Source organism: Paenibacillus sp. FSL P2-0322 (assembly GCF_037975315.1).
GTDB classification, from domain to species: domain Bacteria; phylum Bacillota; class Bacilli; order Paenibacillales; family Paenibacillaceae; genus Paenibacillus; species Paenibacillus polymyxa_B.
In genome coordinates, this window is sequence record NZ_CP150243.1 from 226,481 (window position 1) to 239,800 (window position 13,320).

The window sequence follows — 13,320 nt, forward strand, 5'->3', positions numbered from 1 at the left end:
AGGCTTGACCTTTCTTGCTTTTACCATCTGAAATTTGTTACAATATATTTCTAGGTGGCCCTTTGTAGCCGGATTTTGATGCCTGGATTTCAAGAGTGAATTACGTTATTCATAAGGAGTGGTATTCATGGGTAAGAAGGCAGACGGGAAAGTGCTCGCCCAGAACAAAAAAGCTTCCCATGACTATTTTATTGAGGACACTTACGAGGCGGGCATGGTGCTAACGGGAACAGAAATTAAGTCTCTACGGAATGGTCGCTCTAATATAAGTGACGCATTTGCTACGATCCGTAACGGCGAAATTCATATTCACAATATGCATATCAGTCCCTTTGAGCAAGGCAATCGTAATAATCCTACTGATCCGACCCGTACGCGTAAGCTGCTGTTGCATAAAGAGCAGATTCGCAAACTTATCGGATTGTCCAAACAGGAAGGCTACACGATTGTTCCGTTAAAGATTTATGTTCGCAATGGTTATGCCAAGCTTTTGCTCGGACTGGGTAGAGGTAAAAAGCAGTATGATAAACGTGATGCTGCCGCTAAACGTGATGCACAGCGTGATATCCAGCGCGCTTTGCGTGAGAAACAGAAAATTGCGAGATAAGTTGCTGTATTATTGTATGGTACAAATTACGTGGAGAAGTTACTTGTTCCTGTAATGGTGCTATTTTATAAGGCTTAAATGGCTTCATTTCGTTTCGTAATGACCTGTAATATGCTATACTAACGAAGTAGTCAGTTTTAAAGCTTTTAACTTTGTTCGAGTGTTGAATCTTAGAATTCAGCTTTTGATATTATGCATGCTTATGCTCCGGTATTTCCGGATTTATCCGTGGAGCCCTTTTATAATAAGGGGGCGTTTATGGATTCGACGGGGATAGTTCGAGCATGGGTAGCGGGTAGTGGGGACGCGTCCGCTTCATCAACGCTAAAGCCTATTAAACGGCAAACAACAAAACAACTACGCTTTCGCAGCCTAAGAAACTGTGTGCGTGCTTCTACCCAGCATCGTCCATGTGACTGGGATAGGGGCTAACAAATAGTGGAATACGCTGTCTCATCTCCGCCTGGGGTGAGCTGAAGAAGATAATCAGGCTGACCCGAAGGGAATCCGGTGACAGGGAGTTTCTAGGGTGACATCAAAACTGTCACTACACCCGTAGAAGCTTATGTGTCGTTATCTTCGGACAGGGGTTCGACTCCCCTCGCCTCCATTTAAGTAAGACAAGAAAGCCATCAGCCAGTGATTCTGGTTGGTGGCTTTTTATTATGGCTCTAGTAATTGACTTGAAGAGGTTTTACACAACTTGTAGCTTAAAGGTATCTCTAAGTGTTCCTGCTGCTTTTTCTCCGTAAGCAACCCAAGCATTGATTTTCTTTTCGAAAAAGTATTGACATGGATAAAAAAATATTATATCTTTATATCAAGATAAATAAATTAAAGATAAAACAACCAGAAAATTTTGAATAGGGAGGTATACACGTGATCACCATTTTAGAAAGAATTAATCAGCTTGCAAAAAAAACAAAAGAAGTTGGGTTGACTGAAATTGAAAAAACGGAACAAACGGATCTGCGCAAAGAATACCTTCAAATCTTTCGGGGTTCTGTACAAAGCATTCTCTTGAACGCTACGATTTATGATCCGAATGGAGACGATGTTACGCCTGAAAAACTAAAAAAAGAACAGGCTCAAATCGCTAAACAATGAATTTAATTTTATCTAATATCTCTAATTTAATAATCTTTAAATAAGTATAATATGGAGGATGATTTTTATGTTGGCAAGTGGATTGTTACTGATACGTTTGGTGGTTGGATTGTTATTGGTGGGGCACGGAGCTCAGAAGCTTTTTGGTTGGTTTGGTGGCTATGGTCCAAAGGGTACGGGCGGTTGGATGGAATCGATTGGCATTAAGCCCGGAGTGTTCATGGCAGTGTCTGCTGGGTTGATGGAATTGTTGGGAGGAGCTCTATTTGCTTTAGGACTGCTCACTCCACTGGCTGCATTGTTGATTACGGTGACTATGCTCGGAGCGATTTTCAAAGTACATGGCCCAAACGGGATCTGGGCAACGGCTAACGGCTATGAATATCCACTAGTTCTTATTGCAGTCGCAATTGGTATTGCGTTGACAGGAGCAGGTTCATATTCTATCGATGCATTACTTAGATAAAACATGATGTTTAGGTCATTAAAAGCCATCAACAACAAAAAATAAAGGTTCCTACGATTAAAGGAGGGTTTCATATGTCACTGCAAACTACAGGTATCCATCATATTACAGCTTTTGCCGGTAATCCGCAGGAAAATGTCGACTTCTATGCCGGCGTCCTGGGACTTCGGTTAGTGAAGAAAACAATCAACTTCGATGCTCCTGAGGTTTACCACTTGTACTTTGGTAACGAGGCAGGAGGTCCTGGAACGATCATTACATTTTTCCCTGCACCAGGAACTCCCAAAGGACGAATCGGAGGAGGCCAGGTGGGCATAACCTCGTATGTGGTACCCCCAGGTTCACTTGATTTTTGGCAACATCGTTTGGAAAGCTTTGATATTCAAGTTACGAAAACGAGCCGTTTTTCTGAACAATATCTTCAATTCGAGGATAATGAGGGTCTACGTCTTGAGCTTGTCGAACGTGAAGCGGGAGCGAATAGCACTTGGTCTTACGATGGCATTTCGGCTGATCAAGCAATTAAGGGGTTTGGAGGTGCTGTGCTATTTAGCGTCAATCCACAGAGAACGATGGATGCATTGGAGACCATACTCGGATTTACAAAAACCGATGAAGACGCCGAATATGCCCGTTACCAGGCTGTAGGAGAAATCGGCAACATCGTAGATGTTCCGCTCGCCAAAATGGGTTTAGGATTTGGTGGAGCAGGCACGGTACATCACATTGCGTGGCGTGCAAAAGATTTCGAACAACATGAAGAATGGAGAAGCGCAGTCCAGCATTATGGCTATCAGCCGACTCCAATCATAGACCGCCAATATTTTAATGCGATATATTTCAGAGAAGCGGGCGGCATCCTATTTGAAATTGCTACAGATCCACCGGGATTTGCTAATAATGAACCTGCTGAATCTTTGGGGCAGAAATTAATGCTGCCAGAGTGGTATGAACCGCAGCGGGCTCAAATTGAGGCGAATCTGCATCCTATTGAAGTGAGAACATTAACTGGAAAACAACAGTAAACGAAACGGCAGCTGTTTTACCTCCAGAGGAAAAGGTGAAGCCACGTTGATGGGAACTGCCAGGTTTAGAAAAACGGTACATGACTGAATATAAACATGACAAGATGAATATCAACAGGATTAAACCCACTTTGACAAAATTGGTCATAGTGGGTTTTCATTATGCACTTGGTATGGACTTATAACATAGGGATGAAAGTCTGATCACGCTAGGCAGGAAGGGATGTATATTTAATCGCTATTTTTCAACGCATCTAATTTTCGAGTGCTCCAGATGAACCTCCCCCCAATCATACATACTGCGCAATATGGGGACGAAATTTGCTCCGTGAGCTGTTAGCGAGTATTCAACCCGGGGAGGGATTTCTCTGAATATTTCGCGATGCACAAACCCGTCTTCTTCTAATTCTCTTAGCTGCTTGGTTAACATCGCTTGTGTGATATCAGGAAAGGCGCGTTTAATTTCACCGAATCTTCGGGTACCACGGGACAGAAACCATAAAATCACTATTTTCCATTTGCCGCCAATGATTTTCTGAACCTTTGTTAAGGGGCAATCTGTAAAATAATTCAGATTTTCACTCATTTGTGCCATCTCCTCATCGTTTGTATTCCAGAAAGTCCTATGAAATCAATTAGTATGATTTTTGATAGTATATACTATAAATATGCCTACTTGTTGTTTCGATACCATTGGCTTAACATTACATTAGCATTAAAGCTTTGACAAGCCATCTGAAAATATTCTGGGGGCGAAGAAGATGAACATTAATATTTTATACGGTCACCCTTATGCTAAGAGCTTTAACAAAGCGATTTTGGAGCAGGTGATCGCTCATTTAAACGTACGAGGGGCGAATGTTAAGGTAAAAGACTTAATTCAAATGTCATTTAATCCGACGGCAGGCTTAAAGGATTTAGAGGCTAAGGTCACTAACGTATTGCCAGAGGAGATAGTAAAAGAACAGGAGGATTTATTGTGGGCAGATGCCTTGATTATTATTTCACCGGTATGGTGGGGCGGATTTCCCGCTGTTATTAAAGGATATATAGATAGAGTGTTCACAACAGGACTCATACGCTCTTCTGATGGTGTATATGGGCTTGAGGGCAAGAGAGCCTACTCGATTTTTACAACAGGATCTTCAGAAGATTATATTCGCATATCACGTCAGAAAGATATGCTCTACGCGGCTAACGATAATTTGTTTGGGTTCGCCAAGTTTTCGGATGCCGAGATTAAGCTTCTTTACTCGGTGCCGCGTGTAACCTTGGAGGAACGAAAAGCAATGCTGCTGGATGTCAATCGATTTGTCGATCGTATTTTTGATATGAGACCGGGAGAGGGAGGCAGTACGAGGGATAGCCTTTCTCTTCAAGCTTTGGAGCATGATTTGGCTAGCCATTAAGATTACGTAAACTGCAGGATGTTTCTTTGGAAAAATGAAGAACACCCTTATGGGTGTTCTTTCGTTTGGACATATGGACATATTACACTGTGCTAAGTTATAAGCTTGTTACTGCTAAAGATATAACCTTTTGGATGGTTCTCCTACTGGATACCGCAGAAGGTTTAAGACGTCAGTTGCCGGTTTGTAACTTGCCTTAGCCACCACGTCAGGAGATTTCCCGGTGTTTCCCGTATCCTCTAGCCGACAAGATATGAATGCTCCTCCAATCTTTAGAAATGCCAAATTCCACGCATTACCGTGTAATATTTTGCTTGATAGCCTTAATTTTCTCCTCAGTAAAGACTCCTGAATCCAGCAGGTCTAGAATGGAGAGCACGCTGCCGCGAGAACCCCAGCTGCCTTCTTCAATGACCTGGAAGGATACCCACCAAGTTGGGGATGGTTCCGGTACACCAAGTACTTTAGTCAAACTGCCAAGAATATTCTCAAGCACTTTTTTGCGAACGTCGTTAGGCCAGTCACCATCCATCACCAGAACATTGACAGTAATTACATCACGTTCTGGCTGATCCGACAGCAATTGCCCACCAATTGCCATGTAATCTATTGGACGTTCGTTGAAATGGACCTGAAACCCTTCTCTTGCTGGCGGACAATATTGACCTACCTCTGGAACGAGAACTGCATCCGTCAAACCTTCTGCCAAAAGACGGCGCTGTTCAAGCGTTATGCGGCCTGCGGGATAATTTACACTGATCATGGTCATGGTCTGATATCTCCTTATTAAGATTTAACCAAGCGATGTCTTGGAATTCTTTATGATATCTGTATCCAAGGCTTCAGCTTGGCAAGCTCATTGGTATTTTGTTGATATCGTTAATATAAAACGATGATAAACCCCTGTCAACACTAATTATTATAATAATATATATTTAAATAATATATAGAGAGATGTGAAGCTAGTTTAAATGGGCTATAATTATGTCTAGTCTAATGAAAGCATGACATACTACGGAGACTTGCTAGAGGTAACAGGAGGCACAATATATAATGGCGAGACAGTCAGGAAAAACCAATACAATGTTTGCGGTATTAGGCATTCTGAGTCTGGGTCCTCATACCGGTTATGATATAAAGCAACATATGGAGCAAAGCACTAGTTACTTTTGGAATGAGAACTATGGTCAGATCTATCCCAGCCTGGCAGAGCTACTGGATCGAAAAGATATTGCAGTCGAGGTTATTCGACAGAAAGGAAAGCCTGACAAGAAACTCTACAGCATTACCGATCAGGGAAGGCAGACGTTGTCAGACTGGCTTTCTCAGCCCATGGAGCATGTGGTGATGCTTAAAAAAAATGAGCTGCTGTTGAGGGTGTTTTTTGGCGGGAATTCTTCGCCTGAAACGATTATAAAGCACATACAGGAGTATAAAGAAAAGCTAGTGGAAAGCTTGCATATTTTTGAAGAACTTGAACGTTGGCTTATCAACGTAGAGCATAAAGACCATAATCACAAATATTGGATGATCACAATGAGCTATGGTAAAAGTCAGTTTAGCAGTTTAATTAGCTGGTGCGATGATAGCATTAAAATATTGAGTTCTTAGCAGTTGGTAAAATTCATATGTAATGAATAATCAGAAAGCATGCTGGACTATCAGAGGAATAGTAAACTAGTAACGACAATTCTTGTCGTTATCTCCGGACATGGCGACTCCTCCTTCATAAAGCTGCTTGCCAAGTTGGGCTCGCACCTTTATGGAGGAGTTTTTTTATCCCGTAAGGAGGATGCAATACACACGATTTTGTACGCTGTAAATGAGTAACTATTATTCCACCAGCTTTTCAGACTTCACCAGCATTTCTCGTAACACGTGAGCGACTCGACTTTTCCGGTTCTCTGCTTTCTTTTTTATCAAGTGTAATGATTTTTTGTATGCATGAGTATGGCTTTGATCGTAGAACTGTTTGGCTGCAATGCGTAATGTTCTTCTTAATAACAGTGCTGATGAGCGTGTTAACCTAGAGCGGAATCCCCTGCGCAATACCCGCAACGTATTTTTGTAGGTCTCAAAATCCTCGGATGGAGGGATAAGGGCAAATAAATTTAACGAGGAGTCATTGAATCCGTAAGTTTCATACATGATTCTCAGATTTTCTGTATTTAAAACGTTACCTCTGAGATAGGTTGGATGTTCCTGATGATATCCGACCACCTCTTTGATGCAATAAAAAGGGATCTTCAAGCGATGCAGTCTATAGCCAAGGTCCCAGTCTTCGAGTCCATACAGCACAAACCGTTCATTAAAACCTCCAATACGAATCAAGTGACTGCGTCTGATGGCTACACAACGAGTAACCAGCAGCATCCAGGGAGCGACATCCGTTGTGGCAAATTGTTTCTGCGTATTGGGGGGGACTCTTGTGGGACTAACTACTTTAGACAGTGCACCCGTTTGGTGAAGGATATCTTCAGGGGTTATGATTGGAGTAATTTCGTTCGCTGCTTCATAGTCAGCATTCCATAAGTTGGACTGCGTAAGTATGTTGCGACATTGTTCTTTTTCTTCAGGAGAAAAGTCAGGGTAATAATGGGTAAAAGCATCGTCCCATGAGTGAGGAATGCCTGAGAGCACAGACTTGGGATATTTACGGTGATAACGGCTCACGATCCTAATGAATTCCGGTAATACTACAAAGTCAGCGTCGCAGAAGATGATGTATAGCCCTTTTGCACGGCGCAGTCCCAAATTTCGAACGGCAGATCGACCGCGTTGTTCCTGATGTGACACATAGATAAGAGGATAGGATGCTTTGAAGCCTTCGACCATTTCTTTCGTTCCGTCTGTAGAACCGTCATCAGCTACAATGACTTCGAATAGTTGCTTTGGATAGGTTTGTGTCTCAAATGAAGCGAGTGTGAGCAACAATTGCTGGGCTCGATTATAGGTTGGAATGATGACGCTGTAGCGGATAGCCAATATGATCTCCCCCCCACCATTCTTATTAGAAAACGTTTGAACAAGATGAATAATAACAATGTATTCAAGGATTTTAGCCTGGTCTAGTCAAACATCCCTCAAGGTTCGAAACAGGCTTGGTCTTATTACTGATGCTAAGGTGGGGGTTCTGTATTTTCTGCTGTTTTGCAGGTACGTTCAGTGGTGTTATATATGTGTAATCATGGTATTATGCATAGAGATGTAAAGTAAAAGCGACGGCGCTTCCTATCCGCTGAAAGCCCGCTCAGCAAACAGAAACAAACATGAGATGAAATGGGCAAGTTATGGTAAACTATATAGAGTTATAGAAGACCTGAAAGAGGAGTACTTTATGACACAATTTGTCTATAAGCAAATTATTGACGATCTCAAGATGAAAATTTTTGCGGGAAAGTTTGCGGATATGAGATTGCCAGATGAACGTAGTCTTAGTGAGACGTACCAGGTTAGTCGTAGTTCAATTAAACGTGCTCTGACTAAAATGGAGAATGTCGGAATTATTTTCAAAAAACAAGGTTCCGGGACATTTATTAATCCATTATACATAAGAAATGAATCTATCTTTAACTACGAAGGCTCTAATCTAGGGGTCACTGATAATTTTCAAATGCATGGTAAAAAGCCTAAGATCAAAGTATTGAGTTTTGAGGTCATTCCGCCAACAGAAGAGTTACAGCGCGATTTGTTCTTGGAGACTCATGATTTTGTTTACAAAATTGTTCGCTTACGTCTGTTTGATGATGATCCTTTTATGATTGAAACGGGCTATATCCCCATTAAAATTGTCCAGAATTTAAATCAGACAATTATCGAGGGGTCCATTTTTAATTATTTGGAAGACTCGCGGAACTTGGCCGTCACCAAATCTTTTTTATCCATTTTTGCAGAACCGTCTCAAGAGACTGATCAAAAGCTGCTACATTTAAATGAAAATGAGCCTGTAGGTATTATGGAAGGTGTGTTCTTTTTAGATAACGGTACGCCATTTGAGTTTTCTCATATGCGATTTCATTACAAATATTTGAAATTTAATACCTTTGTATCGGTTCACTAATGATAAGACTGGAGAATTCTCCGGTCTTTTTTTTATGGTTTTGAAAAAAGGATTGAAGCCTGCAATTACCTCGTTTATTACAAATTTTATTGGTTTATACTTCTATATATTTTAATGTAAGAGCTTTTTTACTGTCTTTTTAATTTATATTTCATAGTATGTTCAAAATTTCACAAAATTGGACCGTATCACTTGTGAAAAAGGTTGAATTAAATTGGCGTAGCGTTATGATGGACATGTAGATGAAATTTCCGGAAATAAATTACAAACAAAACTACTTAGGGAGTGGACACAATGTCATTATCACCCGTGTTAGCAGATTATTCATCTAAAACATATTTGGAAAAACTTGATGCATATTGGCGTGCAACGAACTACATTTCGGTAGGTCAGCTTTATTTAAAAGATAATCCTTTGTTGAGAGAGCCTTTAAAAGATTCAGATGTGAAAGTTAAGCCTATTGGACACTGGGGCACAATTCCGGGTCAAAACTTTATTTATGCACATCTAAATCGTGTTATTAATAAATATGATTTGAGCATGCTTTACATTGAAGGTCCTGGTCACGGCGGCCAGGTTATGGTTTCAAATTCTTATCTGGATGGTAGTTACACTGAAATCTATCCACAAATTACGCAAGATATCCCAGGTATGAAGAAATTGTTCAAACAATTCTCTTTCCCTGGCGGTATTGCTTCACATGCTGCTCCTGAAACACCTGGATCTATCCATGAAGGTGGAGAATTAGGTTACTCCCTTTCTCATGGTGTAGGTGCCATTCTGGATAATCCTGATCTGATTTCGGCTGTTGTTATTGGTGATGGCGAAGCTGAAACGGGCCCATTAGCCGCTTCGTGGTTCTCTAACCGATTTATCAACCCCATCACGGATGGTGCAGTGCTGCCAATCTTGCACTTGAATGGCTTTAAGATTAGTAACCCAACGATTATGTCTCGTCAATCGAAAGAAGAATTGACCTCCTACTTTAAAGGTTTGGGTTGGGAGCCGTTCTTTGTTGAAGGTGAAAATCCGGATCACATGCATCCAGAAATGGCGAAAGTATTGGATACGGCCATCGAGAAGATTGAAGCTATTCAAAAGAATGCACGTGAAAATAATGACCTTACTCGTCCGGCGTGGCCGATGATTGTATTCCGTTCACCTAAAGGCTGGACAGGTCCGAAGGAATGGGACAACGTGCCGAATGAAAATTCATTCCGTGCCCATCAGGTTCCAATTCCGGTTGATCAAAAGAATATGCAACACGCACCTGCTTTGTTAGAATGGCTGAATAGCTATAGACCAGAGGAATTGTTCGACGAAAACGGTCGTTTAAACTCTGAGCTTGCTGAAATTCTGCCTACAGGCGATAAACGTATGGGAATGAACCCTGTTGCGAATGCGGGTAACCTCATTAAAGACTTGAAATTACCGGATTTCCGTAACTATGCGCTGGATAATTCCGTACCTGGTAAAGTGATTGCGCAAGATATGTCGGTTTTAGGGAAATACGTTAAAGATGTGGTTCTTTTAAATGAAGAAAATCGTAATTTCAGAATCTTCGGACCGGATGAAACGATGTCTAACCGCTTGGCTCCTGTTTTTGAAGTAACCAAACGCCAATGGATGGACCAAATTATTGAACCTAATGATGAATTCTTATCATCCTATGGCCGCGTAATTGATTCTCAATTATCCGAACACCAAGCTGAAGGACTGCTGGAAGGTTATGTATTAACAGGTCGTCATGGTTTCTTTGCAAGTTACGAAGCCTTCCTGCGTGTGGTTGACTCGATGATCACCCAACACTTTAAGTGGCTGCGTAAAGCAACGGATCAAGGATGGCGTGCAGATATCCCATCATTGAATGTCGTAGCAACCTCAACAGTGTTCCAACAGGATCATAATGGGTATACACACCAAGATCCAGGTTTGTTAGGTCATTTGGCTGATAAAAAACCAGAATTTATTCGGGAGTATCTGCCAGCGGATGCCAATTCATTGTTGGCTGTTTTCGACACCATTTTAAATGACCGTCAAAAGATCAATTTGATTGTTTCGTCTAAACACCCACGTCCACAATGGTTTAGTGCTGATGAAGCGAAAGAATTGGTGGACAAAGGGTTGAAGATTATTGATTGGGCAAGTACAGATCAAGGTGGAGAACCTGACCTTGTCATTGCTTCTGCTGGTACAGAGCCAACTATTGAAAGTTTAGCTGCGATTTCCATTTTGCATGAAAAACTGCCTGACTTGAAGATTCGGTACATCAACGTGGTAGATTTGCTGAAACTGAGAAGTCAAAAACTAGACCCGCGTGGATTATCCGACGCCGAGTTTGATCATTTTTTCACAAAAGACAAGCCAGTTGTTTTCGCTTTCCATGGTTACGAAGGTCTGATCAAAGATCTGTTCTTTGATCGTCACAACCATAACTTGCATGTACATGGTTACCGTGAGAATGGCGATATTACGACACCATTTGATATGCGCGTATTGAATCAGATGGATCGCTTCGATCTAGTGAAGGAAGCTGTCCTCAACTTACCTGACGCTGAGAAGTACACCAACATTGTGGATGAAATGGATGCTACGGTTAAGAAACATCATCAATTCATTCGCGAAGAGGGTATTGATTTGCCAGAGGTAGAGAACTGGGTATGGAAAGGCTTGAAATAAAAACACAGACACTTCAACTTTGTGTTGGACAACCAAGCCATCAAGCATGAAGTGGAATATATGATTTGGTAGTGGTACAAGTGCCTGACCCCTTGACTTCAAGTATGATTTCAATGGGGATCAGGCGCTTTTTGATTTAGCACACAGAGAACTTGGTAGAGAATTTACAAGCTAGTGGGTATATACATATATAGGGAACGAAATGAATTTCTATATTTTGCCTGAGGATTAAAGAGGTGTTATGGTATATGAGAATAGTAAAGGAGGCTGTTAATATGAACCATCAAATTCCGGAGAAGGTATTGAATGATGGCACTAAAGTGCCCGTCATTGGATTTGGGACTGTTGGATTTAAGGGTGCAGATGGAGTACAGGCGATTACCGGCGCAATTGATGCAGGTTACCGTCTGATCGACACAGCGTTCAACTATGAAAATGAGGGGGCTGTCGGGAAAGCGGTCCGGCAGAGCTCTGTGCCCAGAGAGGAATTGTTGATTTGCTCCAAACTACCGGGTCGCCGACATGCTTACCAAGAAGCCATTGTAACGATCGAAGAGTCATTATATAGAGGAGGTCTGGACTATTATGATCTTTATCTGATCCATTGGCCGAATCCCCAAATTGATCGATATGTTGAAGCCTGGCAGGCGTTGATTGAGGCGAAGAAAAGGGGCTATATTCGTTCCATCGGGGTCTGCAATTTTCTGCCCGAGCATAATGAACGTTTAATTCGGGAAACAGGTGTCGCCCCGAGCATCAATCAAGTTGAATTGCATCCATTGTTTAATCAGGAGCACCAGCGTGCAAAAGATGCTGAACAGGGCATCGTGACCGAATCGTGGAGCCCCTTGGGGCGTGGTCACAGCATACTGGAGAATGAAAAGATTGGGGAAATTGCTGCTGCTCATGGTAAAACGACTACACAAGCGATTTTACGTTGGCATATCCAACTTGGAGCGATCCCGATCCCTAAGGCCTCTTCTTTAAAACACCAAACGGAGAATCTGGATATTTTTGATTTTGAGTTGTCTCCAGAGGAAATGAACGTGATTTCGGCATTTAGCAGTGAGGATGGGCGGATATGGGGTCAGGACCCCAAGTCCTATGAAGAACTATAATCAGGAACAATAAATAGAAGGGTTCAAAAATCTGTCGCGGGTTTTTGGACCCTTTGCTTTTATAATAAAACGAACACACATCCGAAAGTGATCAGTGGGCCAGTATATAGAGCTATGATGAACATTTTTTACCGGATTTGATGTATGATATGGTGGAATGTAGTCCTTTCGAAGGAGGTCATCATGGGAATTTTGTCGAGGTTTAGGGATATTATGAAAATGAATGTTAACGCCTTAGTGGATAAGGTGGGAGACCCGGAGAGAACCATTGACGATTATATGCGGAATTTAAACAGTGATCTAGGCAAGGTGAAAGCGGAGACGGCCTCAGTGTTGGCTGATGAGAGAAGGGCAAAAAGAGCACTGGATGAATGCAAAGCCGAAATCAAAAAGCTCCAGCATTATGCCAGTAAGTCTGTGGAAGCTGGTAATGAAGAGGAAGCTCGAAAGTTTCTGGAGAGAAAAGGTTTGCAGGCGGAGAAATTGGAACAATTACAAACGTCCTATGATTTAGCTTCGACAAACGCCGTAAATATGAAACAAATGCAGGAGAAGTTGGTGTCCGATATGGGACAACTAGAAGCGCGGCGCGCTGAACTTAAAGGGAAGATGGCGATTGCCAAAGCGCAGCAAACCTTGAACTCTATGGGCAGCAAGAATTCTGCTTTCGAAGTTATGGAAGAACAGGTGAACAGAGCGTATGATGAAGCGATGGCTATAGCCGAGCTTCGGGCAGGAACGAAGGACGACCTGGATGCTTTATTTGCACAATACGAGAAGAGTACGAATGCAGAAGATGAACTGGCTGCGATCAAAGAAAAAATCAACCATAAGGAATTATAACAGTAT

13 protein-coding genes and 1 other RNA gene are annotated in these 13,320 nt (G+C 41.9%); 11 read left to right on the forward strand and 3 right to left on the reverse strand.

Features of this window, described 5'->3' with window-relative positions; all coding sequences use genetic code 11:
- The first annotated feature begins 127 nt into the window (after nucleotides 1-127).
- The 5 genes from smpB (at nucleotide 128) to MKY24_RS01030 (ending at nucleotide 3,205) form a co-directional block, all read left to right on the forward strand.
- The gene (gene smpB / locus MKY24_RS01010; protein WP_013308270.1) at nucleotides 128-607 is read left to right on the forward strand and encodes an SsrA-binding protein SmpB; all 480 of its coding nucleotides are present in this window, start codon (nucleotides 128-130) and stop codon (nucleotides 605-607) included.
- 248 nt (nucleotides 608-855) lie between these two features.
- Nucleotides 856-1,220: a transfer-messenger RNA gene (gene ssrA / locus MKY24_RS01015) on the forward strand.
- A gap of 266 nt (nucleotides 1,221-1,486) precedes the next feature.
- Nucleotides 1,487-1,714: a DUF896 domain-containing protein gene (locus MKY24_RS01020; protein ID WP_068938382.1), complete on the forward strand. Its 228-nt coding sequence runs from the start codon at nucleotides 1,487-1,489 to the stop codon at nucleotides 1,712-1,714.
- A gap of 67 nt (nucleotides 1,715-1,781) precedes the next feature.
- Nucleotides 1,782-2,180: a DoxX family protein gene (locus tag MKY24_RS01025; RefSeq protein ID WP_068938381.1), complete on the forward strand. Its 399-nt coding sequence runs from the start codon at nucleotides 1,782-1,784 to the stop codon at nucleotides 2,178-2,180.
- 74 nt (nucleotides 2,181-2,254) lie between these two features.
- Entirely contained in the window at nucleotides 2,255-3,205 is a 951-nt protein-coding gene (locus MKY24_RS01030; protein WP_339201245.1) for a ring-cleaving dioxygenase, read from the forward strand.
- 238 nt (nucleotides 3,206-3,443) lie between these two features.
- Here the strand turns inward: MKY24_RS01030 and MKY24_RS01035 are convergent, their stop codons facing one another.
- Nucleotides 3,444-3,791: a helix-turn-helix domain-containing protein gene (locus tag MKY24_RS01035; protein WP_034094951.1), complete on the reverse strand. Its 348-nt coding sequence runs from the start codon at nucleotides 3,789-3,791 to the stop codon at nucleotides 3,444-3,446.
- Nucleotides 3,792-3,966: 175 nt separating this feature from the next.
- Between MKY24_RS01035 and MKY24_RS01040 the strand changes: the two genes are divergently transcribed.
- The gene (locus MKY24_RS01040; protein ID WP_023986498.1) at nucleotides 3,967-4,614 is read left to right on the forward strand and encodes an NAD(P)H-dependent oxidoreductase; all 648 of its coding nucleotides are present in this window, start codon (nucleotides 3,967-3,969) and stop codon (nucleotides 4,612-4,614) included.
- Nucleotides 4,615-4,909: 295 nt separating this feature from the next.
- Here MKY24_RS01040 and MKY24_RS01045 read toward each other — a convergent pair whose 3' ends face one another.
- Nucleotides 4,910-5,383 (reverse strand): hypothetical protein, encoded by a 474-nt coding sequence (locus MKY24_RS01045; protein ID WP_023986499.1) that lies wholly within the window; start codon nucleotides 5,381-5,383, stop codon nucleotides 4,910-4,912.
- Nucleotides 5,384-5,667: 284 nt separating this feature from the next.
- Here MKY24_RS01045 and MKY24_RS01050 point away from each other — a divergent pair, with 284 nt between their 5' ends.
- The gene (locus tag MKY24_RS01050; protein ID WP_023986500.1) at nucleotides 5,668-6,225 is read left to right on the forward strand and encodes a PadR family transcriptional regulator; all 558 of its coding nucleotides are present in this window, start codon (nucleotides 5,668-5,670) and stop codon (nucleotides 6,223-6,225) included.
- Nucleotides 6,226-6,447: 222 nt separating this feature from the next.
- Here the strand turns inward: MKY24_RS01050 and MKY24_RS01055 are convergent, their stop codons facing one another.
- The gene (locus tag MKY24_RS01055) at nucleotides 6,448-7,599 is read right to left on the reverse strand and encodes a glycosyltransferase (RefSeq protein ID WP_023986501.1); all 1,152 of its coding nucleotides are present in this window, start codon (nucleotides 7,597-7,599) and stop codon (nucleotides 6,448-6,450) included.
- Between the two features lie 352 nt (nucleotides 7,600-7,951).
- Between MKY24_RS01055 and MKY24_RS01060 the strand changes: the two genes are divergently transcribed.
- The 4 genes from MKY24_RS01060 (at nucleotide 7,952) to MKY24_RS01075 (ending at nucleotide 13,314) form a co-directional block, all read left to right on the forward strand.
- Complete coding sequence (locus MKY24_RS01060; RefSeq protein WP_068938379.1) at nucleotides 7,952-8,674, forward strand: GntR family transcriptional regulator; 723 nt, start codon at nucleotides 7,952-7,954, stop codon at nucleotides 8,672-8,674.
- A gap of 294 nt (nucleotides 8,675-8,968) precedes the next feature.
- Nucleotides 8,969-11,353 (forward strand): phosphoketolase family protein, encoded by a 2,385-nt coding sequence (locus MKY24_RS01065; protein ID WP_068938378.1) that lies wholly within the window; start codon nucleotides 8,969-8,971, stop codon nucleotides 11,351-11,353.
- Between the two features lie 275 nt (nucleotides 11,354-11,628).
- On the forward strand, nucleotides 11,629-12,471 hold the full coding sequence (locus MKY24_RS01070) for an aldo/keto reductase (RefSeq protein ID WP_068938377.1): 843 nt from the start codon (nucleotides 11,629-11,631) through the stop codon (nucleotides 12,469-12,471).
- A 183-nt stretch (nucleotides 12,472-12,654) separates the two neighbouring features.
- A complete protein-coding gene (locus MKY24_RS01075) occupies nucleotides 12,655-13,314 on the forward strand; it encodes a PspA/IM30 family protein (RefSeq protein WP_339201246.1) in 660 nt (219 codons plus the stop codon).
- The last annotated feature ends 6 nt before the right edge of the window (nucleotides 13,315-13,320 follow it).

Bases quoted from the DNA above. Each gene is read 5' to 3' on its own strand.
- smpB (WP_013308270.1), top strand. From the start codon at position 128: ATGGGTAAGAAGGCAGACGGGAAAGTGCTCGCCCAGAACAAAAAAGCT.
- MKY24_RS01025 (WP_068938381.1), top strand. From the start codon at position 1,782: ATGTTGGCAAGTGGATTGTTACTGATACGTTTGGTGGTTGGATTGTTA.
- MKY24_RS01030 (WP_339201245.1), top strand. From the start codon at position 2,255: ATGTCACTGCAAACTACAGGTATCCATCATATTACAGCTTTTGCCGGT.
- MKY24_RS01035 (WP_034094951.1), bottom strand. From the start codon at position 3,791: ATGAGTGAAAATCTGAATTATTTTACAGATTGCCCCTTAACAAAGGTT.
- MKY24_RS01040 (WP_023986498.1), top strand. From the start codon at position 3,967: ATGAACATTAATATTTTATACGGTCACCCTTATGCTAAGAGCTTTAAC.
- MKY24_RS01045 (WP_023986499.1), bottom strand. From the start codon at position 5,383: ATGACCATGATCAGTGTAAATTATCCCGCAGGCCGCATAACGCTTGAA.
- MKY24_RS01050 (WP_023986500.1), top strand. From the start codon at position 5,668: ATGGCGAGACAGTCAGGAAAAACCAATACAATGTTTGCGGTATTAGGC.
- MKY24_RS01060 (WP_068938379.1), top strand. From the start codon at position 7,952: ATGACACAATTTGTCTATAAGCAAATTATTGACGATCTCAAGATGAAA.
- MKY24_RS01065 (WP_068938378.1), top strand. From the start codon at position 8,969: ATGTCATTATCACCCGTGTTAGCAGATTATTCATCTAAAACATATTTG.
- MKY24_RS01070 (WP_068938377.1), top strand. From the start codon at position 11,629: ATGAACCATCAAATTCCGGAGAAGGTATTGAATGATGGCACTAAAGTG.
- MKY24_RS01075 (WP_339201246.1), top strand. From the start codon at position 12,655: ATGGGAATTTTGTCGAGGTTTAGGGATATTATGAAAATGAATGTTAAC.